The sequence below is a fragment of the Bizionia sp. M204 genome, assembly GCF_023205095.1.
GTDB lineage: Bacteria > Bacteroidota > Bacteroidia > Flavobacteriales > Flavobacteriaceae > Algorimicrobium > Algorimicrobium hallyeonense.
In genome coordinates, this window is record NZ_CP046242.1 from 3,056,494 (window position 1) to 3,081,102 (window position 24,609).

General features: G+C 34.6%; 20 protein-coding genes. 5 read left to right on the forward strand and 15 right to left on the reverse strand.

Annotated features, from left to right (window positions below; translation table 11 throughout):
* Positions 1-4 precede the first annotated feature (4 nt).
* The gene (gene hutH / locus GMA17_RS14055; RefSeq protein WP_248397243.1) at positions 5-1,531 is read right to left on the reverse strand and encodes a histidine ammonia-lyase; all 1,527 of its coding nucleotides are present in this window, start codon (positions 1,529-1,531) and stop codon (positions 5-7) included.
* 102 nt (positions 1,532-1,633) lie between these two features.
* On the opposite strand from hutH, the gene GMA17_RS14060 reads away from it, so the two are divergent.
* The gene (locus GMA17_RS14060; RefSeq protein WP_248397245.1) at positions 1,634-2,890 is read left to right on the forward strand and encodes an NAD(P)/FAD-dependent oxidoreductase; all 1,257 of its coding nucleotides are present in this window, start codon (positions 1,634-1,636) and stop codon (positions 2,888-2,890) included.
* Between the two features lie 50 nt (positions 2,891-2,940).
* Here GMA17_RS14060 and GMA17_RS14065 read toward each other — a convergent pair whose 3' ends face one another.
* Both GMA17_RS14065 and GMA17_RS14070 read right to left on the reverse strand, forming a co-directional pair.
* On the reverse strand, positions 2,941-3,543 hold the full coding sequence (locus GMA17_RS14065; protein ID WP_248397247.1) for a hypothetical protein: 603 nt from the start codon (positions 3,541-3,543) through the stop codon (positions 2,941-2,943).
* A 116-nt stretch (positions 3,544-3,659) separates the two neighbouring features.
* A complete protein-coding gene (locus GMA17_RS14070; RefSeq protein ID WP_248397249.1) occupies positions 3,660-4,613 on the reverse strand; it encodes an NAD-dependent epimerase/dehydratase family protein in 954 nt (317 codons plus the stop codon).
* Between the two features lie 156 nt (positions 4,614-4,769).
* On the opposite strand from GMA17_RS14070, the gene GMA17_RS14075 reads away from it, so the two are divergent.
* Complete coding sequence (locus GMA17_RS14075) at positions 4,770-5,282, forward strand: hypothetical protein (RefSeq protein ID WP_248397251.1); 513 nt, start codon at positions 4,770-4,772, stop codon at positions 5,280-5,282.
* Between the two features lie 100 nt (positions 5,283-5,382).
* The gene (locus GMA17_RS14080; RefSeq protein WP_248397253.1) at positions 5,383-7,482 is read left to right on the forward strand and encodes a M13 family metallopeptidase; all 2,100 of its coding nucleotides are present in this window, start codon (positions 5,383-5,385) and stop codon (positions 7,480-7,482) included.
* 396 nt (positions 7,483-7,878) lie between these two features.
* Here GMA17_RS14080 and GMA17_RS14085 read toward each other — a convergent pair whose 3' ends face one another.
* The 3 genes from GMA17_RS14085 to GMA17_RS14095 all read right to left on the reverse strand — a co-directional run bounded on the left by GMA17_RS14085 (position 7,879) and on the right by GMA17_RS14095 (position 14,408).
* Positions 7,879-10,875 (reverse strand): T9SS type A sorting domain-containing protein, encoded by a 2,997-nt coding sequence (locus GMA17_RS14085; protein ID WP_248397255.1) that lies wholly within the window; start codon positions 10,873-10,875, stop codon positions 7,879-7,881.
* 458 nt (positions 10,876-11,333) lie between these two features.
* Positions 11,334-12,038, reverse strand: coding sequence for a M48 family metallopeptidase (locus tag GMA17_RS14090; RefSeq protein WP_248397257.1), 705 nt, complete (start codon positions 12,036-12,038; stop codon positions 11,334-11,336).
* A gap of 69 nt (positions 12,039-12,107) precedes the next feature.
* Positions 12,108-14,408 carry a M28 family peptidase gene (locus GMA17_RS14095; protein WP_248397259.1) on the reverse strand — a complete coding sequence of 767 codons (2,301 nt, stop codon included), beginning with the start codon at positions 14,406-14,408 and terminating at the stop codon, positions 12,108-12,110.
* Between the two features lie 112 nt (positions 14,409-14,520).
* Here GMA17_RS14095 and GMA17_RS14100 point away from each other — a divergent pair, with 112 nt between their 5' ends.
* Positions 14,521-14,988 carry a CBS domain-containing protein gene (locus GMA17_RS14100; protein ID WP_248397261.1) on the forward strand — a complete coding sequence of 156 codons (468 nt, stop codon included), beginning with the start codon at positions 14,521-14,523 and terminating at the stop codon, positions 14,986-14,988.
* On the opposite strand, the gene nadB is transcribed toward GMA17_RS14100, so the two are convergent.
* Together nadB and nadA are read right to left on the reverse strand one after the other, a co-directional pair.
* Positions 14,989-16,536: an L-aspartate oxidase gene (gene nadB / locus GMA17_RS14105; RefSeq protein WP_248397263.1), complete on the reverse strand. Its 1,548-nt coding sequence runs from the start codon at positions 16,534-16,536 to the stop codon at positions 14,989-14,991. It abuts the gene before it with no gap.
* Between the two features lie 4 nt (positions 16,537-16,540).
* Positions 16,541-17,467, reverse strand: a complete 927-nt coding sequence (gene nadA / locus GMA17_RS14110; RefSeq protein WP_248397265.1) for a quinolinate synthase NadA — start codon at positions 17,465-17,467, stop codon at positions 16,541-16,543.
* A gap of 141 nt (positions 17,468-17,608) precedes the next feature.
* Here nadA and GMA17_RS14115 point away from each other — a divergent pair, with 141 nt between their 5' ends.
* Positions 17,609-18,070 (forward strand): Rrf2 family transcriptional regulator, encoded by a 462-nt coding sequence (locus GMA17_RS14115; protein WP_248397268.1) that lies wholly within the window; start codon positions 17,609-17,611, stop codon positions 18,068-18,070.
* Here GMA17_RS14115 and GMA17_RS14120 read toward each other — a convergent pair.
* The 7 genes from GMA17_RS14120 to GMA17_RS14150 form a co-directional block, all read right to left on the reverse strand.
* Entirely contained in the window at positions 18,067-18,303 is a 237-nt protein-coding gene (locus GMA17_RS14120) for a cytochrome C oxidase subunit IV family protein (protein WP_248397270.1), read from the reverse strand. The genes GMA17_RS14115 and GMA17_RS14120 overlap by 4 nt on opposite strands.
* 1 nt (position 18,304) lies before the next feature.
* Positions 18,305-18,883, reverse strand: coding sequence for a cytochrome c oxidase subunit 3 (locus GMA17_RS14125; protein ID WP_248397272.1), 579 nt, complete (start codon positions 18,881-18,883; stop codon positions 18,305-18,307).
* Between the two features lie 10 nt (positions 18,884-18,893).
* Positions 18,894-19,847: a DUF438 domain-containing protein gene (locus GMA17_RS14130; RefSeq protein ID WP_248400689.1), complete on the reverse strand. Its 954-nt coding sequence runs from the start codon at positions 19,845-19,847 to the stop codon at positions 18,894-18,896.
* Positions 19,848-19,869: 22 nt separating this feature from the next.
* Positions 19,870-21,639, reverse strand: a complete 1,770-nt coding sequence (locus tag GMA17_RS14135) for a nitric oxide reductase activation protein NorD (RefSeq protein WP_248397274.1) — start codon at positions 21,637-21,639, stop codon at positions 19,870-19,872.
* A 10-nt stretch (positions 21,640-21,649) separates the two neighbouring features.
* A complete protein-coding gene (locus GMA17_RS14140) occupies positions 21,650-22,450 on the reverse strand; it encodes a CbbQ/NirQ/NorQ/GpvN family protein (RefSeq protein WP_305883064.1) in 801 nt (266 codons plus the stop codon).
* 168 nt (positions 22,451-22,618) lie between these two features.
* The gene (locus GMA17_RS14145) at positions 22,619-23,962 is read right to left on the reverse strand and encodes a cbb3-type cytochrome c oxidase subunit I (protein WP_248397278.1); all 1,344 of its coding nucleotides are present in this window, start codon (positions 23,960-23,962) and stop codon (positions 22,619-22,621) included.
* Between the two features lie 88 nt (positions 23,963-24,050).
* Positions 24,051-24,506 carry a cytochrome c gene (locus GMA17_RS14150; protein ID WP_248397280.1) on the reverse strand — a complete coding sequence of 152 codons (456 nt, stop codon included), beginning with the start codon at positions 24,504-24,506 and terminating at the stop codon, positions 24,051-24,053.
* Positions 24,507-24,609 lie beyond the last annotated feature (103 nt).

The following is a 24,609-nucleotide window of genomic DNA, read 5'->3' on the forward strand; positions in this document are numbered from 1 at the left end:
TGCTTTATGTTTTATTATTAGTGATAAAATCTTTGACAAGGTTAACATACGGATACATAATAACGTCTTCTTTAAAAACAGGGACTAGCTCACGAATGGCTTCATACATCTTTCTGGTTTTTGAGGAAATACTATCTTGAACCTCAAGAAACTCTATGGCTTGAACAATGGTTATCAGCTCAATAGCAATTACTTCGTAGGCGTTTTCAATAACTTTTTTAGTAATTAAAGCTGAATTGGTTCCCATACTAACAATGTCCTGATTGTCATTATTATTTGGAATACTATGAACATACATGGGGTTTGATAGCATTTGGTTTTCGGCAGTCGTAGATGTAGCCGTAAACTGAACCCCTTGCATTCCAAAATTTAAACCAAGCTTACCTAAATTTACAAAAGGCGGAAGCATATCATTTAGTCTTGCATTTAAAAGGTAATTTAACTGACGTTCAGATAACATGCTCATTTTAGCTACCACAATTTTAAGCTTATCCATTTCTAAGGATACATAATCGCCATGAAAATTTCCGCCGTGATACACATGTTTCTTTTCAACATCTACAATGGGATTATCGTTTGCTGAATTTACTTCTTCTATTAAAATATTTTCAACTGAATTAAGTGTGTCTAAAACTGGACCTAGAATTTGTGGTACACAACGTAGCGAATAATATTCTTGCACTTTTTCCTTAAACACCGAAACATCGGCATTTTTACTGTATAAATGATGCTCTCTTTTTCGTGTTAGTTTGCTGTCCTGTAAATGCTCTCGCATACTTTCAGCAATTTGCCGTTGTCCAACATGTCGTTTAGATTGGTTTAACTCAAATGATAAATGATCGTCATAAGCTTTTACTATTTCATTTATAGCAGCCGAACTACTAGTCATCCACCCTAATAATTGACGTGAATAAAGCGTGTTTACAATACCAATACCTGTCATAACAGAGGTTCCGTTCATTAAGGCTAAGCCTTCACGCAACTCGACAGAAATAGGTTTTAAATTTTCACTTTTAAAAACATCTTTTGTGTCTTTGCGTTCGCCTTTGTAAAACACTTCACCTTCTCCAATTAAAACCAGTGCTAAATGTGCTAATTGTACTAAATCTCCACTAGCACCAACACCACCATGTTCATAAATTAATGGTGTAATATTACGGTTTATTAATTCTGCCATGAGTTTTATAACCGAAACATGAACTCCAGAATGTCCTAATGATAAGGTGTTTAAACGGGCAAGCATAGCTGCTTTTACGTACATAGGAGCAATAGGCTGTCCAGTTCCTGACGCATGACTGCGAATTAAATTATATTGTAATTGAATACGCTCTGAATCTTCAATTTTATATTGTGCCATAGGTCCAAAACCTGTATTGACACCATATATGACTTTGTTTTCGGAAAACTCTTTTAAAAAATTGAAGCTATTTTCTACTGTTTCCAGAACTGCTTTGTCTATTTGAATAGGTTCATTTTTAAAAATTACTTTATAAAAATCCTCTATTCCTAATTTTCCTTTAAATTCAAGCATCTATGATATAATGTTTTTTTTCGATAAATTTGTATAAATAATTACTACTAAAGTAGTTATTTTGGATTGCAAATTTATAATAATTAATGAATTAATACTACTATGGGAACAAGTGATATGAAAGTAGATGTTTTAGTTATTGGTGCAGGACCTTCCGGTTGTGTGGCTTCAGCTTATTTACATCAGCAAGGATTGAATGTGAAAGTAGTAGAAAAAACAACATTTCCAAGGTTTGTTATAGGGGAAAGTTTACTGCCAAGATGTATGGAGCATTTTGAAGAAGTAGGCTTGCTAAAAGCTTTAAAAGCGGCGAATTTTGAAATAAAACGCGGTGCTCGATTTTTACGAGATGACATTGTTTGTAATTTTGATTTTAGTGATAAACACTCTGAAGGATGGGATTGGACTTGGCAAGTGCCACGAGCGGAATTTGATACTATTTTAGCTAAAGAAGTTGAAAAAATGGGTGTTACTATTTCATTTGAACATGAAGTTGTAGCGGTTGACATTGCGGATAACGGCACATCTACCACAACTATTCATGATGCCGATGGAAATCCATATCAAGTAGAGGCTAAATTTATTGTAGATTCTAGTGGATACGGTCGGGTTTTACCACGATTGTTAGATTTAGATAAACCATCCAGTATTCCAGAGCATTCTTCAATTTTCGGTCATGTTAAGGATGTAAATAGACCAGAAGGCGAAGAAGGGACTTTAATTACTTTTGATGTTCTAGATAAAGACACCTGGTTTTGGGTGATTCCGTTTTCCAATGGGGATACAAGTTTAGGCTTTGTTGGAAAAAATGAATTTATAGATTCATTTGAAGGTGACACCTCCGAGCGTTTAAAAACCATGTTCAAACAATCTGATTACTATTATGAGCGTTTTAAAGATGCACCATTATTATTTGAGCCAAAAAGTATTAGAAACTACTCCAAAGCGGTTACAAAATTTTATGGTAATGGATTTGTGTTAACTGGAAATAGTGCGGAATTTTTAGACCCTGTGTTTTCTTCTGGTGTTACGTTTGCTACAGAATCAGCTTTAAAATCTGCCAAATTAATTAGTAAGCAATTAAAAGGTGAACCAGTTGATTGGGAAGAAGACTATGCTAATTATATTAAATCTGGTGTGGATGTTTTTGCCACTTATGTGAAAGAATGGTATACGGGAAATTTACAAACCCTATTTTTCCACAGACCTGAAAATCCTGAAGTAAAACGACAAATTTGTGCTGTTTTAGCAGGCTATGTTTGGGATAAAACAAATCCGTTTGTTACTAAACACAACCGAATAGTAAAAACATTAGCGCATTTAATTAATATGGAAAATGAAAAAAGCGCTTCTGTTTAGAAACGCTTTTTAAGGTGTTTTAGTGGTTAGGATAAATCCTAACCTTTTAATTATTTTGTGTTTTTGTACATGTGTTTTGTTAATTCTCTAGCAAATATAATATAGGCATCTGCAATACGTTGTCCCGAATTAAAATCGAAACCACCATTTCCTTGGCCTTGGATTTTCGTATAATCTGCAGAGAAAATAATGTTTTCTGGACTGTCGTTTTTATAAACACTTAAAGTAACTTCAATTTTAGAGTTATGTCTAACTACGCCAACATTGTAACCAGGATAAATCATGGTTGTGTGTATTTTCATGGTGTATTCAGCACTTTCTAAATCTTTGTCAACTTTTACTGAATTATCTTTGTAACGATCATTAAAAGTTTCAATAAACCGTGGCTCATAAAATTCTTCGCGATCTGAAAGCCAAGACTCTTTAAACTTTTCTCCTGAACCTGGCTCTTTTTCTTCTCTTTTGGCCATTTTGTCTTTTAGAAATTCTTCTTCCGAATCGAATTTTGGAATTTCTAAATTGGAATAATCAAAGACCACATTGTATTCTGTGATGCCTTTTAAATCGGACCAATCGCCTTTAGTGACTTTCGCTTTTTGTGAAAAAACTAAAGAGGATGAAACAAGAAATGCAATTAATAGTAATTTATTCATAATGATTAATTTATGTGTTAGTTATGCGGCTAAAATAGCAAAACTTCAACATAAAAAGTATACGATGAAATACGTATTTTTAGTAATGGGAATAAATAGGAGGTTACAATCTTAATTTAGGACTTAACTTTCTCTGCTAAATTAGCAAGCATGTCTTTGGTAATATCATCTAAAGAAAACTGGTGTTCCCAGTTCCAATCCTTACGTGCATGGCTATCATCAATAGTGTTTGGCCATGAATCAGCAATTTCTTGACGAAAATCTGGATTATATTCTATGGTAAAACCACTCAATTCTTTTTTAATAGAGTGCACCATGTCTTTAGGTGTGAAACTAATAGCAGCCAAGTTATATGATGAACGAATATGAATATGGCTAGCAGGTGCTTCCATAATTTGGATGGTTGCCTTAATGGCATCCTCCATATACATCATAGGAAGTTCTGTATTTTCGGAGAGGAAGCAATTGAAATGATTGTCCGCAAGGGCTTTGTGATAAATATCTACGGCATAATCTGTTGTTCCGCCTCCAGGTAGTGTTTTCCAGCTAATAATTCCCGGATAGCGAATACTTCTAACATCTACGCCATATTTATTAAAGTAATATTCGCACCAACGTTCTCCCACCTGTTTGGTAATGCCATATACCGTTGAAGGCTCCATAATGGTATACTGTGGTGTTTCTTTTTTAGGTGTAGTAGGTCCAAAAACAGCAATACTGGAGGGCCAGAATATTTTTTTTATTTGTCCGTTTTTAGCTAAATCTAACACGTTAAATAGTGTGCTCATGTTTAAATCCCATGCTTTCATTGGGAATTTTTCGCCAGTAGCACTTAACATGGCAGCCATAAGGTACACCGTGTTTATTTCATATTTTTCAATACAAACTTTGAGGCTCGTTGAATCTTGAGCGTCTAAAATTTCAAAAATACCAGAGTTAACAATATCTAAATTTCCATAGCTTATATCGCTAGCAATTACGTTATCATGCCCATGAATTTCTCGTAATTTGTAGGTTAGCTCTGAGCCTATTTGCCCACAAGCTCCAATAATTAAAACTTTAGATTTCATTAAGTAGTTTTTTAAAAAATCACTCAAAAATAACAAGAATTTACTGATGAAATGATAAATTTAACTTAAAATAATGTCTAGAAAATAAAGTATTATTATAATTGATAGCTAAAACCCACGAATACAATATATTTGTAATTCGAGTTATAAAAAAATATGAGGAACATTGGTTTAATACTTGTTTTGTGCTTTTTTTCTTGTCAGAATACAGATTCTGAAACAAGTCAGCTGTCTAATGAAAAAGCTATCAGTGAATTAGTAACAAAAGCGGATGTAGAAGCTTTAAAATACACGGATTATATTGCTGATCCTAAAGTGGAAAAAGCCATTAGCGCTTGGACGAAATATGATGAGTTAAGTAACGTTATCTTAGATGTGAAATCTGGAAATTTGTCATTTTTTAAAGCCAACCAACAAATTGTAGCAACTTTAAATAATGAGCTAAAGTCTACGATTCCAGATGCTATAGCGTCACCACTAATTCTCTCACGTGTGATAGCTGTGGAAACTAAAATGTTCAAATTGGAAGGTGTTATTAATTTATCGGCGCCAACTAAAGAAGCTATTTTAGAAACCGTAAAAGAATTATTAGTTGCTTTTTCAAATTTAAATCTTCAAATGAATAAGCAGATAGAAAAAGAATCGCAACGCATTCAGAAACCCTATTAGCTCTAGTCTTATTTTATTAATATTTTGTTAATATATGTTTGTTTACAAACAACAAAATCAAATAGTAGTAAATTGGTACATTAAAATAAACACAAAACTTATGAATTCAAACTTAAAAAAAGCATCATTATTGAGTGCAGCCGCCTTTATGGGTTTAATGGCTTGTAAGAATGAGGCTAAAGAAGAAACCGCGCTTGTGGAAACGGAATCCATTCCGGGGATTAATTTGGAATATATGGATACCAATGTTAAACCAAATGACGACTTTTTTAACTATGTAAATGGTACTTGGTTAAAGACAACCGAAATTCCAGACGACCAATCTACATGGGGAAGTTTTAATGAACTACGAAAAAAAACAGACGCTGATGCCTTAAGTATTTTGGAAGCTGCCATGTCTGATGATAAGGATATAGATAAGATACAGGTTCTTCCGGGTTCCGATCAGGAGAAGGCCGTATTTTTATATCAAACTATAATGGATACCGTTGGTAGAAATGAGCAAGGTTTAGAGCCAATAAAGCCTTATTTAGCCAAAATTGATGCCATTGAAAATATTGATGATTTACAGGATTATATGATCGAGATGGAACCACTTGGAGGTGGTGGATTATATGGTTTTGGTGTAAGTTCAGATCCAAAAGACAGCAATAGAAACGTTGCTTATTTAGGCGGAGGAAGTACGGGTTTGCCAGACCGTGATTATTATGTAAAAGATGATGCAGATTCTAAAGAAAAACGTGAAAAATATGTGGCACATATTACTAGAATGTTACAATATTTAGGGGAAACCGAAGCGGATGCAAATGCAGAAGCCAAGCAAATATTAGCGTTTGAAACACGTTTAGCAGAAGCTAAAATGGATAAAGTGGATAGACGGGACGCTAGAAAGCGTTACAATCCAAGATCTATTGAACAAGTACAAAAAATGGTACCAGCCGTTAATTGGAAAAACTTTTTAAACGGAATAGGTGTCAAAGAATTAGATACCGTTATTATTGGAGACTTAAATTATTTTACCCGCTTGCAGGAAGTTTTAGCTGAAAATAATGTAGACGATTGGAAAGCATACCTGCGATGGGATGCCTTTAATGGGGCTGCTGGACAATTAAGTACGGAACTAGAAACTGCGAGTTGGGAGTTTTATGGTCGTGAATTAAATGGTGCCAAAAAGCAACGTCCACGTGATGAGCGTGCTTTAGGATCCTTAAATGGAACAGTAGGTGAAGCTTTAGGGAAACTATATGTTGATAAAATGTTTCCGCCAGAGGCTAAAGCCAAAGCAGAGAAAATGATTGCTAATGTAATTTTAGCTTTTGAAAATCGCATTAATAATTTGGAATGGATGAGTCCAGAAACCAAGAAAAAAGCAATTGAAAAACTACAAGCAACATCCATTAAAATTGCATATCCAGATAAGTGGAAAGACTATTCAGCATTAGAAATTAAAGGTGTTGATGAAGGTGGGTCATATTTACAGAACTCCTTAAATGCACGTGCTTGGAATTTTAAAAAGGATATTGATAAATTAGGGAAGCCAGTTGATAAAAGTGAATGGTATATGGCGCCACAGGTTGTAAATGCCTATTTTAATCCGGCTTATAACGAAATTGTGTTTCCAGCAGCTATTTTACAACCACCTTTCTATAATTATAAAGCGGATGACGCTGTAAATTACGGTGGAATAGGTGCTGTTATTGGACATGAAATATCGCATAGTTTTGACGATTCTGGATCGCGTTACGATAAAGATGGAAACTTAAATAACTGGTGGACAGATGAAGATTTAAAGCAGTTTGAATCTTTAGGAAACCAATTAGCCGATCAGTACAGCGCGATTGAAGTATTACCAGATGTTACTATTAATGGAAAATTCACTTTGGGTGAAAATATTGGTGATTTAGGTGGTGTTCTAGCAGCTTATGATGCCTTACAATTAAGTTTTAAGGAAAACGGCAGACCAGCAGATATTGATGGCTTTACAGCAGAGCAACGTTTCTTTATGAGTTGGGCAACTGTATGGAGAACTAAAATGCGGGACGATGCGTTAAAAACACGTATTAAAACAGATCCACATTCGCCAGGAATGAATCGTGCGGTGCAACCTTTATTAAATATAGATGCTTTTTATGAAGCATTTAATATTAAAGCGGGAGACAGTATGTATATTGCGCCAGAACAACGCGTAAGAATTTGGTAAAATAATACCAAACATACACTACAGAAAACAAAAAAGCAGTCTATTTTGGACTGCTTTTTCTTTGAGAAAAATCTACGTTTACATAAGGATGATAACTATACGAGCCTATATTTAAAAACGAGATACGCTCTTATAATCGGTAATTATATAACTTCGGTATAATGGATTTCATAATAATCATGTCCTGAAAAGTCTGTGGTTTTCATAATCTAATTAATGTAACGGTTTATACGCTTTAGCTCTAATTAAAACGTATTTACTTAATGCATAACAATAATCGATATATACTTATATCTCTTGAAATTTTCAGTGTTTTTGGGAATAAAAAATGGGCAACATAATTAAATGCCACCCAAATTTCTGCTACTATTAATCTATGTATAGCCTTGTTAAAAACTATTTCTTAATAACCTTAAAGGTTTTTTCAGCATCGTTGATAGTTACGGTTACAAAGTAAACACCATCCTCTAATGCATTCATATTTATACTTGTTTTTAAGTTGTTTGGTGCTGTAACTTGAACCTGTTGTCCGACTATGTTAAAGATTCTAACATTTGAAATGGTGTTTCCAGATTCAATTGTTAAGGTATTAACAACAGGATTTGGATAGTATTTAAACGTTTCAAATGTATTAGTATCAACACTTAAAGATGGATCTGGATATGCAAACAATTCAAAGGATGCAGGGCTATTTGCATGTACAACAATTAGGTATGTTGTACCAGCTACCAATTCTGCAGTTTTATCTCCAGAGTTAAAACAGCTACTAAAACCAGTAACATAACCTGAAGTAGATGCTTGAGAACAGTTGTCGGTATTATAAACTGTGTAACTAGCGCTCCCAGATACTCTAGTAAAGTCGAAGTTATACATACCTGTATATGTTGGTGTAAACGTATACCAAACTGATTCGTTGTTTGTATTACAGGCTTCAGTTGAAGGGTACGCATTATCTAAATTGCTAGAAATGGTATTACTACCTTGATCATTTGGAGACTCTATAAGTGCAATGGCACCTGAACAATCGCTGTTAGCTACTGCTGGAGGTAATGCATACACACATAAATCAAAATCAGCACCTGCTTCCGATTGGCTAGATTTTACCATTACATAATACGTTTCTGAACTGTCCAAATCTAATATTTGGTTTGAAGTACTATTACAGTTACTGCTAATGTCGGTTAATGAGCCACAGCTTCCACTGTAAATATAATAGGATGAAGGGGCACCAGAATTTAGTGTAAAGCTAAACTCATAAAAACCATCTGCACCTGGATTAAGCACATACCATACATCAGAGTAGCTAGCAAATGCTGTATCTGGACATGTAGAATCTGCTGAACGTGTTGCTCCAACTGTAGTTCCGTTAACTGCATTATTACATTGATCATCTGTAGAAGCTGTTAAAACAATGGCACTAGAACACTCATCATTTACTGGTGGAGCAGGAGGTGTTTTTAAACAAATTACAAAGTTTGTTTCATTGCCATTAAATGCCGCTCTATTACGAATATAATAGGTTTCGTTTACTGTTAAGTTGTTAAGAGCAATATAAGTGTTACTATTAAAGCAACCTAAACTTGTTAAACTACCACAATTACCTTCTAGTAATTCTGTCGTTAAACTTGTGGCTGTTCCAACAACAGGCGTTACATTATAATATTCTAAAATTAGTGATTCATGAGTTGCAACAAATGAATACCAAACATCATTAGTCCCGCTTCCAGAACAAGAACTCGGATCTGTAACAGATTCCGTAGCACCTACATTGGTACCAACAGTTAACGTGGTGCACGTTCCATCTGTATTTACAGTAAGCTCTGTAGCCATGGCGCATTCATCATTTTCTGGCGGACAGTTGTAGAAAGTAGCGTCTTCAAATAAACAACTTGTATCTGTACTATTAGTTAATGTTACATTTACTGTTGTTCCGCTTGGGTAAGGCCCTATATTTACAACACCTGTATTAGAGATACCTGTAATATCTGTAGTTGTAGCATTATCATCACTCAACGTCAATGACGTTGCACTACCTAAATAAGTAACATCTACATTAATTGAAAATTGATCATTATTACAATCTGGCACATTAGCTAATGTGAACGTTGGATTGATACATGAATTTCTTTGAATAATTAAGCTATATGTATACGTTCTTGAACTACTTGAGTTACTTAAAACAATAAAGTACGTATTACCAGCTAGTAGTACAACTTCAGATAAGTTTAAAGCACCACCACTAGTATTAAATGTTCCAACATAAGCAACACATTCTGTAGCAACATCTGGACATCCTTGAACGACATGAATACTAGCACCGTTATTAGTAATACTAGCTAAATCAATATTTATGGACATGTCTTCAGTTGGTGTTATCTCATAAAAAACATCCTTTCCACGCATGTATGAATTACTACATGGACTTACATCAATATTGTTTTCAAAATTGTTTGTGTCTCCAAAAGCTTCAATATATGGAAAATTAGAAACAACTATTGGACTTGAAAATGTTGCTCCTGGAATTGGTGCGGCACGAGTTGTAAAGCTTTCTTCAGAACATGAGATTGCGTCACCAATTGCGTTATATGGTACAATTCTAACATAATACACCGTTTCATAAGCAAGACCTGTTAAGTTGTAATTGGTTGTAGTTGTCATAGCATCTGAAACAATTTCAGATCCACCCATAGTTGTGCCAACCGATACTTTGTAACCTGTTGCTAAACCAGTTGCAGCAGACCACGTTAAATTAATGTCGGTGTCAGCAGATGTTAAACCGTTAACTGGTGAAATAAGTGTAGCATCACAATTTGGAATAGACGTTGATTCTTGCGTAATGGAAATATTATCTAAAACAACAACAGTTCTAAAAGTTCCCACATTAACTATGTCTGCAACAAAACGTGCCTGAAAATCGCTCGCATTTGCTATGGTTCCAACTGAAACGCTAGCCGTTTGACATGTTGCGGCATCAATAAAAGTAAAGTTAGAATCGTTAATAGTTGTAATATTTGTCCAAGTTGATCCACCATCAGTAGTATATTCTAATACCAAACTTCCCCATCCCGCAGTTGGAGCAACATTTTGTGCGCCAGGAAACTGGCTGTTACGTTCAAAAACATTAAAGCTAAAATTAGCAGTTAGGTTTGTGCCATTAGATATGGCTGGGTAGTTAGCTGATGATAATGTTCCTGATGTACCCGCGGCTAAAAAGCTCCAAGCAGATAATCCAGAACCGTCACAAATAAAATTTGTGTTGGATTGGAAGTTTGAACCAGGCCAATTGGATGGCGTAGATCCATTTGATTCTCCATTGAAATTGTCAACAATTTCAATTTGAGAAAAAACAGATACGCTCAACAGCATCATTAAATAAAAAGTAATTTTTTTCATCGTTTTTAGTTTAGATTAGTATTTAGTTTTTCTACCAGATTTAAAATTATTTAAATGTTGTAAACAATATTTATTTTAAATGTTACGGATAGTTGAAAGTTTAAATTTATGGATAGTAATACTATATATAAAGGAACATACTTTTGTATTTCCCGAAATTTGAAAGCTAAAAACAAAAGTTAAAAATTTATTAATCAGGTATTTACATTCGTATTAGTGTTTTTTCGAAAATATCAATTTTTACGTGTATTTTGGAAAGATTTAAAACGCTTTTAATAGAATTTAAAATGCTATCTGTTTATTTATTTTATATATTAAAAAGAAATAATTGGCTTAATTTCCAAGAATAAGCCTTTGTAATATTATGGCTTTCAGTAGATTTTAAGTCAAAAAAAAAGCATCCATTTTTATTATAAAATGGATGCTTTAAAAACTACTAGTTGTTTAAAAAAAGAAATCTATTCTTTTGGTTTAGCTTCCTTTTTCTGATTTAATAAAGCATTTTTACTTAAAATAGCTAAATTGAAATTGGGTGCTGTTTTGATGGCTTCATCTAAAATAGAAATTGCAGCATCTATATTAGTTGCCTTGTTTTCATTAAATTTTAATAAGGCTTTCAAATATAAAAATGCAGACTTCATTGAAACCTGATAAGGCTGTTGACTCTCATAAAATGTTTTACCCATATTTTCTTTTGAATTGGTTAAACCATATTCAATATAGCTGTTAGATTTTTCCAAGTTATTTGTTTGTAAATAAAGTTCAGCCAGCTCATAAGCTATAGAAGGGTCTGGCGTGCGCTTAAACAATTCTTCAAAATGAATAAGTGCGCGATTTGGTTCATTTAGGGCTTTTAAGGAAACCGCTTTTACCTCAATTGCAATATCAGAATCTGTAGGACTGTTATCAATGCCTATGGTATTTAAAGCTTGTATATGGTTGCCCTCGCTCATATATACCATAGCTAACGTGTCCTTATGTGCTTGTGCTTCTGAAGGTGATAACAAAATTAAATGCGTTAACCCGTTTATAATACCTTGGGAGTCTCCCTGAATTTTCATTTGCTTGTAATATTCACGGTAGTGATTCAGCAATTCTTGACTGGTTTGTGCATGTGCTTGAAATCCTAAAACACATAACGCAACAATAAGTAATTTCTTCATAAAAAATAGTCGTTTAACAGGTTTCAAAGCTAAAAAAAATACTTAATCAATATCTTAAAACAATACTAATTATTTAATAGTCACTGTACTTTTAATAATAACCGCATCGTTTAGCACAAATGGTTTCGGTATCATGGCTTTTGTTCTGCTTGGAATTGTAAAATGATTATTACTTAGTAAATCATAAGTAGCTTCGTAAAACTGTAAAGTTGTTTTTTGATTCTTCGGAACCACCAATTGCATACTTAACGGTTCATTTTCGGATACATAATAACTAAATAATCTGTTATTGTATCGGTCATCAAAAGCATGAGCAGATGCGTTATCTTTTATAGCGGGAATACCGTTAATAATGGCATCCTTGAAAATATTTGTACTATCAGCAAAAACTTCCACGCGTTCAGCAAGCCTATTGGATTTAAATTGAAGTGTGATATTTCGGTTTGCACCAATAATAGTATCTGAAATAATTATTATTTCTGGATTTTCAAGTGCTTTAACAGGCGCTGTTTTAGTAAAAGTAAAACCCGATTTATATTTACTGCCCATGGTGTTTTGATTTAATAGTGAAGCATCATCGGGTGAGTCCGTTAAAAAAGGTTGTGTGTAACTATCTAAAGCATCATCATAAGTGGCCCAAACAGCTGTATTGGTATTACTATCTAAAACATAATTTAAACTATTAGGTCTAGGTCTATCTTCTGAAAAATCAGATTTAAAATGGGCCATGGCTAAACATATTATGCTTGCTCCTAAAAACACATAAGACCATAGTTTTTTTTGGTTGAAAAAGCCAAAAACAGAAACCAACATACCAAAAATTAAAACTACCAAAATACAGGAAACAAACAGGATTTTTAGTCCGAGTCCCACAGGAAACATTTTTATAAATGGCACCATAATGGTCAAGACTGGAAAACCTAAAAGTGCCATTAAAATCAGGTTTGGTTTTTTCTGTCTTATCAGTATAAACAAGGTTATTAATCCGAAGAAAACCGGAAGAATAAAAAAGCTTGCGCCTGGCAATACAAAAGCCACAAGCGTACAGATTAACAGCCAGAAAAATAAAGGTGCTACAAATAAACTAGCCGTATTTTCTGGTTTATGAAATTTATGATAGACCCAAAAACAAATAGCTAAAGCCAAAAATGTAAACGCAAAAATATACACATGGCCATTATAAGTAAAGCCATGAAGCATCTCGGCAAATTGAGGGTATATTAGTTTTATTACAAACCATAAACCAAAACCTATTCCGCCGGCTGAAAGGAGGGTTAAAAAGAAAGCTGCAAAACCACGACCAATTTCAGAACCTATAAATGCTTCGCGTTTAAAACCATAAATTAAGAGCGCTATAAATCCTAAAAACGCTAAAATGAGCATTGGAAAAATCCATGAAAACGGGTAAATAACCGTCTTAAAAAGGGGTACATTAAAATAGATATAATCTTCCTTACTTTTTACTGAAGATAAATTGGCGTCTGAAAAATAATGGAGTAACGGCATTAAATAACTGCCTTGATGTTCCAAAGTATTTCTATCTAAACGTTCGTAAGTATCTAGAGCAGTATGGTAATCAAAATGATCGTCTATAAATGCAAAATTGAAACCATCAATATTTCCATCTTCCCGAAAACGGGTTAAATCTGTGTCATTTGGTAACATTTTATAAATACTGTAGGCCAAAGAATTGGCTACCGGATATTCGGGGTTAGCAGCTACAAAATGCTTCATTAATTCTGCATTTCCTTGGTTGGTTTCAATAAGCATATAACTTGGTCCACCAGAACCACGAGCTTCAAAATTTAGAACCAAACCAACATCTTTTGCCCATGGATGTTTATTTACAAAAATATCAGCACCATTCAACCCTAATTCTTCCGCATCAGAAATAACAATAATAATATCGTTTTTAGGTTGTTTGTTCTCACTTAAAAATGCCCGAAGACTTTCTAAAATTGTAACAACGCCAGATCCGGCATCACTAGCACCAAAAGAGGAATGTGGTTGACTGTCATAATGGGTGAGTAATAACAAGGCTTTGCCGTTTTCTTCACCTTTGTATCGTGCAATAATATTTTTTGGTTTCGATAAATTACCCCATTTCGTGATTGAAAACGCTTCCTGCACTTCTGTTTCTAACCCTAAAGCTTCTAATTGTTGGATGATGTAATTTCTAACGCGTGTATGCTCCGCATTTCCCAAGTAATGTGGAGCTTTACTAATTTCTTTTAAGTGTACCAAAGCACGTTCTGTAGAAAACTCGTTTTCGGGAGTATCTAATGTTGAAATATTTTGAGGTAATAACACTGAAAAACTCCAGTATACGGCAAAAGCAATAAGAATTAAAGCGAGTAATTTTTTTAACATGAGGATGTACAATTAGTTTGAGAACATAAAAGTACGCAAATTATGAGCAATCTTAAACTTTAGGAAAATAGTATTAAATTTCCTATATTCAAGGTTCTAAATATCTAAAAATATGGGCATTAAAAGTTTTCAAGGTGCGCGAAAGCAGCAACATAACGCAACAGACAATCAGCAATTAAAAGTTAGCGATTACATGACACGCGATTTAATTACGTTTAACCCCGAACAAACGGTTGATGAAGTAATCCATTTGTTAATTTCAAATAAAATTTCAGGTGGTCCTGTGGTAAATTCACAAAATGAGTTAGTTGGTATTATTTCGGAAGGAGATTGTTTAAAACAAATTTGCGAAAGTCATTATTACAATATGCCAATTGAACAAGATACCGTTGATAAACGAATGATAAAAAAGGTGGAAACTATCGATGGAAATATGGATGTTTTTGAAGCGGCCAAAAAGTTTCTAGATTCTAAAATTAGGCGTTTTCCTATTGTTGAAGAAGGTAAATTAGTGGGGCAAATTAGTCAGAAAGATATTTTAAAAGCAGCCATGAAGCTCAAAGGCCATAATTGGAAATAGTTACACATTGTCCTTATTATAAAAGCCACCACGATTCTCTTTTCGTTCCAAAGATTGCCCGATAATTAAATGTGCCACATTTACCATATTGCGTAATTCGCACAAAGCTGTGCTAATTTGTGATGTTTTATAAAGTGCGTCTACATCGGTGTAAATTGCATCCAATAAACTAATGGCTTCCAGTAGCCGTTGATTACTCCTTACAATTCCTACATAGTCACGCATTACTGTCTGTAATTTTTTTAAATTGTCTGCTATTAAAACGCCATCCTTTAAATTGTTGGTGCCATGATCTTGCCAATCTGGAATCTCTAGTTTTTTTCCCGAAACGGGAAAATCAACATGATATTTATAAATATTGTGGGCATATACTAACGCTTCTAAAAGTGAGTTTGATGCTAGTCTGTTAGCGCCATGAAGTCCGGTTCGGCTGCATTCGCCACAAGCAAATAAATTAGTAATAGACGTTTTTCCATTTCGGTCTACTTCTATACCACCGCAAACATAATGGGAAGCAGGAACTACTGGAATCCAATCTTTACGGATATCAATATTGTTTTCTAAACAGGTATTATAAATATTAGGAAAATGATTCTTAAAACCATCTAAATCCAAATGTGTACAATCTAGATACACGCAAGAATCACCTGTTTTATGTAATTCCGTATCTATGCTTTGTGAAACAATATCTCGGGAAGCTAGTTCAGCACGATCATCATAATTTAGCATAAACCGAACACCATTTTTAGTGCGTAAATAGGCGCCAAAACCTCTCACGGCTTCTGAAATTAAAAAAGCAGAACCTTCCTGTTTTGTGTATAATGCCGTTGGGTGAAACTGCACAAACTCCATATCTTTTATGCGTGCTTTTGCTCGATATGCCATGGCAATACCATCACCTGTGGCAATATTTGGGTTGGTTGTGTGGCCATAAACGCGACCAATGCCACCTGCAGCCAAAACCGTACTATCTGCTTGAATGGTTATAATTTCCTTGTTATTCTCATTTAATACATAGGCACCAAAACAGGTTGTATATGATGCGTTTTGATTTAGCTGATGTTCGGTTATTACATCAATGGCAAAATGATGTGGTAAAATTTGAATATTGGTAAGTTGATGCGCACGTACCAATAACGCACGTTCAATTTCATAACCTGTAATATCTTTATAGTGAACCACACGAAATTCACTATGACCACCTTCCTTGCCTAAATCTAGGTTTCCAGTTGAGTCTAAATCAAATTGGGCGCCCCAAACCATCAATTCTTTTAAGCGTTTAGGTCCTTCTGTAATAACCATATCTACAATGTCCTTATTGCATAAACCATCGCCAGAAATTAAGGTGTCTTCAATGTGTTTTTGAAACGAATCCGTTTTGTCATCCAATACCACGGCAACACCGCCTTGTGCGTATTTGGTGTTGGATTCGTCTTCGGTTCCTTTGGTAACAATTGTGATGTTTTTCTTCGGAAACGTCTCGGCATATTTTACAGCTAAAGTTAAGCCAGCAACACCCGAACCAATAATTAATAATTCGGTTTTCATGGTTTTATTTTGAAAGTTCCAGCATACGTTCAATAGGAATTAATGCCTGTTTTCTTATGGTTTCTGGAACGTCAATTTGCGGTGATTCATTCAATAAGCAATCATATAATTTTTGCAGTGTATTTACTTTCATAAACGCGCATTCGCTACAAGCGCAGGTATTATCCTCTACGGCAGGAGCTGGAATTAATAAGGCATCTGGCACTTCTTGTTGCATTTTATGCAGAATACCAGCTTCGGTAGCCACGATAAATTTTCCTTGTGGATGGGCCTTCACATAATTAATCATTCCGGCTGTAGAACCAATATAATTGGCAGCATCTAAAATATGAGCTTCAGATTCTGGATGGGCAATAATTTTGGACCCTGGATTTTCTTGATATAGCTTTACAAGTTTATCAATTGAAAAAGCTTCGTGCACAATACAGGCGCCATCCCAAAGCACTAAATCTCGACCAGACACTTTACTAATATAATGGCCTAAATTTTTATCTGGTGCAAAAATAATAGGTGTTTCCTTTGGAACAGATTCTACTATTTTTAGCGCATTGGATGAGGTGCAAACAATATCACTCATGGCTTTTATTTCAGCCGAACAATTAATGTAGGTTATAACTTTATGATTGGGATGTTGTTCCTTAAAAACTTTAAAAGCATCTGGCGGACAAGAATCTGCCAAGGAGCAACCTGCATTTAAATCCGGTAAAACAACCGTTTTATTAGGGTTTAAAATTTTTGCTGTTTCTGCCATAAAATGCACACCAGCAAAAACAATAATATCGGCATCTGTTTCTGCAGCTTTTTGTGATAACCCTAAACTATCACCAACATAATCAGCTACATCCTGAATGTCTGGTATTTGATAATAATGTGCTAAAATAACCGCATTTTTCTCCTTTTTTAAACGTAGGATATTTTCTTTTAAGTTCAAGGTGTTTACGTATTTACAGGTTATACAAGACGCAAATTTATGGGTAATGAGATTTATAAATCATGACATAAATCATAAATCTGGAGCCATTTGCAAAAATTAGGACTAAAATATCTTTTTTATATCTTTGAAAAAAAAACTGTGTTATCAAATGCCTGTCAATACGCTATTAGATCCATTCTGTATTTAGGAATGTGCTCTGATATAGACCATAAAATTGGTGTCAAAACTATTTCGGAGGAACTGGAAGTGCCAAAACCATTTTTAGCCAAACTGCTTCAGCAATTAAATAAGAATCAATTAGTAACCTCTGTAAAAGGTCCTCATGGTGGTTTTTATTTAAGTGAAACCAATAAACAGCGAACCGTTTGGGATATTGTACAAGTTATTGATGGGCATGATAAATTTAATCAATGTTTTTTAGGGCTTTCTAAATGTGGCGATGATAATCCATGTCCAGTGCATTTTACAGTTTCTGCCTTCAAACAAAAAATACTTAAAGATTTTGAAGAAAAAACATTGGCCGAATTTGTTGATGATATTAAACTAAAAGGACGTTATATTTCCTTAAAAGCGTTTGATATTTTAGAAGAGCCATCTTAAATAATGATAACCAAGCCTGTAAAAAGGGTTAAGCAGCCAATTAGTAAAGCTTTCCATAATACATGAGCTTCGCGAAGTTCCATAAAATAAAAAGCAACTATTAAAAACTTAATAGCAGCTAAAATCATAATGATTTCAGTAGCATTTCCCAGTTCCAGGTTGGATATAACAGCAGATATAACGGTTAAAATAAGTAATACCACTAGGACGTAAAAAAACGATTTCTGTTTCATATTAAAATACTAAATAGATTAATGGAAATAATAAAAGCCAGATGAGGTCACACATATGCCAAAACGTAGCACTAGCTTCTACATCTTCTAGAATAAGTGTTTCAGGTTTTTTTATCATAGTGCGTAATACTGAAGCTAAAATTACCAATCCAACGAGTACGTGAATGACATGAAATAAGGTAAGCATCCAATAAAATGAGAAAAAGGTGTTATAATCCATGGTTAAACCTACATCAATTTTCCCCATATATTCTACTGTTTTCAATCCTAAAAACAGCAAGCCACCAAGCATGGTTAGTTTTAAATATAATTTTGATTTTTGGATGTTTTGAGCTTTCAGCGCACTAACTGTAAGCGCCATAAAAAAGCCACTAACCAATAAAAACAAGGTGTTTATTGTGCCAAAACTGGTGTTTAATAATAATCTGGATTGATGGAACACGTCTGGTTCGTCTTTACTAAATAAAACCATAGCAATTAGTACACCACCAAAGGTAATGAGCTCGAGGTAAATAATGATCCACATTAAAATTCCTCCTGGCGGATAATATACGGACGGTTTGGTTGTATGTTGATTCATGTTGTAATTTTTAATCCCAATCTAATAGTCTTTTTTGTCCTTCTAACTTCTGAATTTCAGTGATATCTTGCGACATCTCAATTACACCTTTGTAGATGAGGTTTTTATCGCGAATAGCAAAGTATCGGATATGGATAATTTGTCCTTTAAAATTGAACCAAAATTCGGCAGTATCCTTATTGCCAGCTTTAAACTTTTCTAGGATTCTTAAAACCATATCGACACTTTTTGGTGGATGACAAAACCGGACCTCTCTTCCAATAATTCCCTTACTTCTAGCAAATACGCGATCCTCACCTCTGTTGTAAAATATTACCTTGTCATTTTCGTCCACATAAGTAATGTCTATGGGTAAAAACTTCAACAATAAATTAACTTGTTCAGGAGTCATATAACCTTCATCATAGTGTGTTGTGTTTTCTAATGAAAAGCTTTGGGTGCGTTCAGTAACATCTTCACTAGGATGAATATATTTAGGTTCTCTAGCAGGAAATGGCGCTGGCTTTTCTTTGAGCATCCAACCAATTTCCTTATCACCTTCATAAAATTCGTCCCAATCTGCTTTGCTTAATAAGCGTTTAGCATTGGGGAATAAATTTTGATCTTCAATAAGCATTAACCGTTTAATTCCTTCCAATAGATAAGGTAGGTTTTCAGTAATCTTCTTGACATCTTTTGTTTCGTTATGGCTGTTTAATAAGCGAATTTGATCTCTTAAAACATCATGAAATGACCACATGCCTTGACTTGGTCCATTCCAATGGTGTTTTTCTAAATAAGGAAAGAGCTGGTTTTCTTTGCGTTTAAACCGTTTTTCAATCGTTGATAGTTGATTAAAAATATTAAAGTACTTTTGAAAATCTTCGGAAACGTTTACATCATATAATTCTAAAATTAAATCTTGAATTAAAGCACTTTCTTGATAGTATACTTGCAAGGGATGACCTTGCTCTAACTGTTCTATTTCTGGTGAAAATGAATTCATTCTAACTTTGGTGTTTTATTTTTTCGTAGAGTTTTACTAACGATTCTAATAGCTCGACAGGTGTTGTTAATATTTGATAATGGTTTTGTCCAAACATTTGCGGCAAATAATATTTGGCTTCCGCTTCAATTGCCAAGGCGTAGGAATTAATGTTACGCTGATTCAACTCGCGTAAGGCTTGTTTTACGTCCTGAATACCATATCTGCCTTCGTATTTATCGTAGTCATTTGGTTTACCATCGGAAATTAAAATAACCCATTTGTTTTTGGTGTCTCGAGCGTCTAGCAAAGCGCCAGAATGTCGTAAAGCTGTACCAATTCTGGTGTATCCACTAGGTTCCACCGCGCCAATTTTATGTTTGGCCGTGTCCCAATTATCGTCAAAACCTTTTAAGGTGAGGTAGGTTGCGTAATTCCTTGTTTTGGAAAAGAAACAATCTATGGAGAAATCCACATTAAATTCGTTTAAAATTTCACCGAAAATAATGGAAACTTGTTTTTCAACATCAATTACTTTATTGCCTCCAGCATATCCGTCACTAGATAAGCTGACATCTAATAAGATTGAAATAGATAAATCTTTGTCTTTTTTTCGTTTTGATAGGTAAATTTTTTCCGAAGGTGTGCGTCCCGAATTTATATCCACATATAAATCTGTTATAGCATCTAAGTCAAAATCGTCACCTTGTGTTTGACGGCGTTGTTGCTGATATTTATTATTAACAGACGTCAACATTTTACGCAAACCTGTTAAGGTCGACGCATTTTTTTGAAGTGTTTTTTTATAATATGCCGCATCTGTTTCTAGTTGTTTTTTAGGGTATACTTTACAGAAATTCGGTTTATAGGCACGCTTGGAATAGTCCCATTCGTCATAAGCAATATGTGGCGCTTCTGTGTCTAATTCGGTACTTTCAGAAATGGTGGTGTTTTCTATAAATTCTGCTTGATAAATGGAATGAACGGGATCGTCCACACGAACGGTATGTTTCATGTTGAGGTCTTCCAAAGCGTTTGCATGATCGTCCAAATCATCATCCCCATCAAAATCTCTCCAGCCGCCTTCCCATTCTTCGGCTGTTTCAGCTTTTTCAAAATTATGCAGTAGCACATAATCTTCCTGTTGCTTTTTATCTATTTCTAACGTGGAAATTTCTTCGACAGCATTCGCCTTTAAAATGGTATTTATTTCGTGGTCTATGGCTGTTTTTACCTGTTCTGAAATATTTTTCAACACCGATTTCTTTAAGGTTTCTGGATCATTTTTCATCCATTTTCCGTAAATAAAACTTAAATCTTCAGGGGTTTTTTCGGTTGATTTGTTGAAGTATAAGGTAATTAATTCCTGACGAATTTTCTTGGTTATTGGAAATTGTTGAAACATCTCATTTAAAACTAAACTAGAAGTTTCCTGGGCTTTTTCTCGAGCGTCTTCCAAAGTAAATTCATCTTCAGACATAAAATTTAAATGAAGATTTTTTTGAATGGATAGATATACAATTCGAAAAATATAGAATTTGGTGTTTTGTTCAAAAGTGGCAAATTCAGAAAATTGTGTCGGTAAAAAGAAGCTATTGTTTTTATAACCACCTTCACGTTCCGCTTCAAAAATCTCAATGGCTTGACCGGTAATTGCTCTAGAAAAAATAGTGAGCCGTTGCTTTATATCTTTTAGTTTAACCGCATGTTCCAATGTTTCTTGAGCATTTTTTTTACGACGCTTTAAAAACTTGGCAACTTTGGAAAAGAGATATTCATCAGGTTCAAACATGATTCGTTTTTTAAATCATTAAATCGCATAAATCAGCTAAAGCTTCCGTAATTTCAAGATCATCCGTTAAAGGTTCAACTACAGCTACGCGAACAGCTAGACGTTTTCCTAAACCGGTGTGAATTAATTTGGCGGCATCAACCAATAAACGTGTTGAAACGGTTTCAGTTAAACCAAGTTCTGTTAGGTTTCTAATTTTAGTAGCAATAGATACTAGTTTTTTAGCTGTTGCCGTATCAATTTGGGTTTCATTGATTAAGATTTCCGCTTCGTCTTTTTCATTTGGATAATTAAAAGCCAAGGCAATAAAACGTTGCCTGGTGGATGGTTTTAATTCCTTAAAGCCTTTTTGATAACCAGGATTAAAGGAAGCGACCAACATAAAATCGGGATGTGCCTTTATGGTTTCGCCTAGTTTATCAATATAGAGTTCTTTTCTATGATCGGTAAGCGAGTGAATGGCTACAATAACATCGGGTCTGGCTTCGGCAATTTCATCTAAATAAATAATAGCGCCTGTTTTTACTGCTTGAGTAAGAGGACCATCAATCCAAACGGTTTCGGAACCTTGAATTATATAGCGACCAATTAAATCGGTGGAGGACGTTTCCTCATGACAGGAAATAGTAATTAGTTTCTTGTTTAATTGATGCGTCATGAAATCTACAAAACGTGTTTTTCCTGTTCCTGTAGGCCCTTTTAATAATACCGGAATTTTGTTTTTATAAGCGTGATCAAATACTTCTACCTCTTTTGCTATGGGTTTATAAAATGGAATGGTAGTTGCTGTATGTTGATTTTCTGTTTTCAAAATAGAAGGTTTTATATCGGGTGTTATGAGCGCGTTGTTCATGGTTTGTAAGAAATTTAAAAAAGGCCCTTTAGTTAAAGCGTTTTGAAGCTATAGAATGTCAGGTATGAGCAAATGAAACTTCATTGTCTTTATATAGCTAAAAGGACCTTTTCTTGCAATTAAGCGTTATAAGTCTGATTCTAAATCTAATGCATCATCTGTTGGTAATCCGTGTTTATAGAATTCCCAGATGTACATGCCAATTCCGGTAGCAAATAAAATTGCACATAAAATTAGTACAACAAAGTGAATGCTTACTTCGGCTTGTACTTCCATAAAGTCCATTTTAAATTTGCGTTCCAAATATACTTGAGCTACACCTGCAACACCAAAGGCAACCGTCATACCTACCATACCTACATTAGACATCCAGAAAGCGGCACGTCCAATAGGGCTGTCGTAAAACTTTCTACCGGTCATATTTGGTAAGGCATAACTTATAATGGCTAAAACAATCATGGCGTAGGCTCCCCAAAAAGCTAGGTGTGCATGCATGGCAGTTACTAAAGTTCCATGTGTGTATAAATTGGTTTGTGGTAGCGTATGGGCAAATCCTAATAAACCAGCGCCTACAAAAGAGACAATAGCCGAGCCTAAAGTCCAGAAGAGTGCTATTTTATTAGGGTGTTTCTTTTCGCCTTTTCTGTACATATTTACAGCAAATAAGGCCATGGCCAGGAATGCTAAAGGTTCAAGTGCAGAGAAAATACCACCTACAATTAACCAGATTTTATTTACACCAATATAATAGTAGTGATGTCCTGTTCCTAAAATTCCTGATAAAAAGGTTAAACCAACAATAACATATAGCCATTTTTCAATAACCTCTCTATCCACACCCGTAAGTTTTATTAATAAGAAGGATAGAATACCGCCCATAATTAACTCCCAAACACCTTCAACCCATAAATGAACAACCCACCATCTGAAAAAAGAATCGGTTACTTGACTATCAAAAGGCAACATGCCTGGAATATAGAGTAAAGCAGCAAAAACCAAGCCCATGGTGAGAACGAGCGCTGTTGTGGTTTTGCGTTTTCCTTTAAAAAGCGTGGCTAAAATGATTCCTAAAAACAGTAATACGTTTGCTACAACTAAATAATCTAATTGTCTGGGTATTTCTAAAAATTTACGACCTTCCCACCAGTTAAAATGGTAGCCAACTACTGCAGCAACACCAACAACGGCAAGTGAAATTAATTGAACATAAGCCCATTTAACACTAACTAATTCGCGTTGTGCTTCTTCAGGGATAATATAATAGGCAGCTCCCATAAAACCAGAAAGCAACCAAACGACTAAAAGGTTGGTATGTACAGCTCTTGCTGTGTTAAAGGGGATGAATTCGTGAAGACCATCAAATCCAATACGAGCAAAACCCATAATGAACCCGTAGGTGATTTGTAAAACGAGGAGTAGCATGGAAAAGGCAAAAAACCAGTAGGCTACTTTTTGAGATTTATATTTCATTGGTTTAGTTTTATTATGTTAGAAGCCAGAAGTAATACCTAGTAAACATGTTATATAGTATCAACGTGTTTAAAAGTGTAATTCTGGGTTAGTTGTTTTTTTTCTTTCTTTCAATTCTGTCTTTAGCTAGAGGGGATATAACGGTATCAAAACCATTCAAATCTATACCGCCTATCCAATCAAAAAAGGCTATTAAATCTTCAGCTTCCTCGGCGGTGAACCCATAGGCAACCATTTGTCTTCCGTTGGGATTCCACGGAACTGGCGACATTAAAACGGCTTTAACATAACCTTCGCCTCTGCGGTCTAGTACTTTTGTTAATTCGGGAGCGTAGTAGGCACCTTCACCTAAAATAGTATGGCAACCCATACAATTGTTTTCGTCCCATAAAACTTTGCCGTGAATTACTTGTTCGGTAATGCCTTCATGGTTGGTTTGATCTTGCCCTTTGCTTAAGGAGAAAATGGTTAATCCTATAAATATTAAGAATGTTACCACAGTTCCTCCCAAGAAAAACGCGCGTGCTTGTTTTTTTGATAGCATATGATTAGTCGTTAATTGGTTAAAAAGACCTTTTAGTCTTCTATGCAAAAGTAAAAGAGTGGATTAACCTAAAACATGACATTAATCATATAATGGGATAAAA

Excerpts from the sequence above, each read along its gene's own strand:
- GMA17_RS14145 (WP_248397278.1), bottom strand. The coding sequence starts at position 23,962 with ATGAAATATAAATCTCAAAAAGTAGCCTACTGGTTTTTTGCCTTTTCC.
- GMA17_RS14100 (WP_248397261.1), top strand. The coding sequence starts at position 14,521 with ATGGGCATTAAAAGTTTTCAAGGTGCGCGAAAGCAGCAACATAACGCA.
- GMA17_RS14070 (WP_248397249.1), bottom strand. The coding sequence starts at position 4,613 with ATGAAATCTAAAGTTTTAATTATTGGAGCTTGTGGGCAAATAGGCTCA.
- GMA17_RS14150 (WP_248397280.1), bottom strand. The coding sequence starts at position 24,506 with ATGCTATCAAAAAAACAAGCACGCGCGTTTTTCTTGGGAGGAACTGTG.
- hutH (WP_248397243.1), bottom strand. The coding sequence starts at position 1,531 with ATGCTTGAATTTAAAGGAAAATTAGGAATAGAGGATTTTTATAAAGTA.
- GMA17_RS14090 (WP_248397257.1), bottom strand. The coding sequence starts at position 12,038 with ATGAAGAAATTACTTATTGTTGCGTTATGTGTTTTAGGATTTCAAGCA.
- GMA17_RS14125 (WP_248397272.1), bottom strand. The coding sequence starts at position 18,883 with ATGAATCAACATACAACCAAACCGTCCGTATATTATCCGCCAGGAGGA.
- GMA17_RS14120 (WP_248397270.1), bottom strand. The coding sequence starts at position 18,303 with ATGAAACAGAAATCGTTTTTTTACGTCCTAGTGGTATTACTTATTTTA.
- nadB (WP_248397263.1), bottom strand. The coding sequence starts at position 16,536 with ATGAAAACCGAATTATTAATTATTGGTTCGGGTGTTGCTGGCTTAACT.
- GMA17_RS14135 (WP_248397274.1), bottom strand. The coding sequence starts at position 21,639 with ATGTTTGAACCTGATGAATATCTCTTTTCCAAAGTTGCCAAGTTTTTA.
- GMA17_RS14060 (WP_248397245.1), top strand. The coding sequence starts at position 1,634 with ATGGGAACAAGTGATATGAAAGTAGATGTTTTAGTTATTGGTGCAGGA.
- GMA17_RS14095 (WP_248397259.1), bottom strand. The coding sequence starts at position 14,408 with ATGTTAAAAAAATTACTCGCTTTAATTCTTATTGCTTTTGCCGTATAC.
- GMA17_RS14085 (WP_248397255.1), bottom strand. The coding sequence starts at position 10,875 with ATGAAAAAAATTACTTTTTATTTAATGATGCTGTTGAGCGTATCTGTT.
- GMA17_RS14065 (WP_248397247.1), bottom strand. The coding sequence starts at position 3,543 with ATGAATAAATTACTATTAATTGCATTTCTTGTTTCATCCTCTTTAGTT.
- GMA17_RS14075 (WP_248397251.1), top strand. The coding sequence starts at position 4,770 with ATGAGGAACATTGGTTTAATACTTGTTTTGTGCTTTTTTTCTTGTCAG.
- GMA17_RS14080 (WP_248397253.1), top strand. The coding sequence starts at position 5,383 with ATGAATTCAAACTTAAAAAAAGCATCATTATTGAGTGCAGCCGCCTTT.